Genomic DNA, 869 nt, shown 5'->3' on the forward strand with positions numbered 1-869 from the left:
GTCGTGGGTCGATCACGTCGCCCGCTCGGGCAAGACTTTTGCTTACGGTGAGAACGGCCCGAAGGGCCTCGTCACCGGCAAGAAGGTCTATATCGTGCTCGCTTCCGGCGGCATCTATTCGGAAGGTGCGGCCGTTCAGATGGACCACGCCATCCCCTATCTGCGCAGCGTGCTCGCCTTCCTGGGCATGACCGATGTCGAGGTCGTCCGCGTCGAAGGCGTCGGCATGGGCGCCGATGCGGTCACCGCCGCGCTCGCCAGGGCGACCGCCAAGGTCGACGCGATCGCCGCCAGGGCTGGCGATGCCGTCGCCGCTGCGGCATAGTCCATTGTTCTGATAGAAACGCAAAAGGCAGGCGTCACCGGCGCCTGCCTTTTCATTTGCCGGTTATCCCGGATACCGGTCCGGCTTCAGCCGAATATCCTCTCGCCCTGCTCGTCGACGAGTTGGATGCCTTTCTTGATCGAGATGTCGACGGCGTCGTCCAGACCGGCGAAACGGTCGGCGCGGATGAAGCGATGCTCCTTCATCACGCCGTCCACCTCCTTCGAGACGACGCCGCAGGTCTGGTACTGGCCGTCCGCCTTGTAGGGCGTGGCGCTGATCAGGAATCCCTTGTGCTCGACCTGCTTTGCCGGCTTCGCGCTTGCGGGCTCGTTCGCCTCGCCACCGCCGCCGAAAAGACGTTTCAGAAAAGACATAGCGCATCCTCCAACGGCAATCGTCCTGCATCACATAGCGTGTTGCAGGACGATTTTCACTACAGCATGATCCCGAAAAGTGCGCAGCGGTTTTCGGGATCCCTTGGCTTGGCGAGCAACAGCCGCCTCAAGCCTGCCCCGCTCAGTGGCGCGTCAGGGCCTCGAGC

General features: G+C 63.1%; 2 protein-coding genes. One reads left to right on the top strand and one right to left on the bottom strand.

Features of this window, described 5'->3' with window-relative positions:
- A partial coding sequence (locus tag EOA29_RS38265; protein WP_189479154.1) for an NAD(P)H-dependent oxidoreductase occupies nucleotides 1-325 on the top strand: 325 nt, incomplete at its 5' end.
- A gap of 86 nt (nucleotides 326-411) precedes the next feature.
- Here EOA29_RS38265 and EOA29_RS38270 read toward each other — a convergent pair.
- Nucleotides 412-702 carry an HlyU family transcriptional regulator gene (locus EOA29_RS38270; RefSeq protein WP_126092482.1) on the bottom strand — a complete coding sequence of 97 codons (291 nt, stop codon included), beginning with the start codon at nucleotides 700-702 and terminating at the stop codon, nucleotides 412-414.
- Nucleotides 703-869: the final 167 nt, after the last annotated feature.

The sequence above is a fragment of the Mesorhizobium sp. M1E.F.Ca.ET.063.01.1.1 genome (genome assembly GCF_003998155.1).
Taxonomy (GTDB): domain Bacteria; phylum Pseudomonadota; class Alphaproteobacteria; order Rhizobiales; family Rhizobiaceae; genus Mesorhizobium.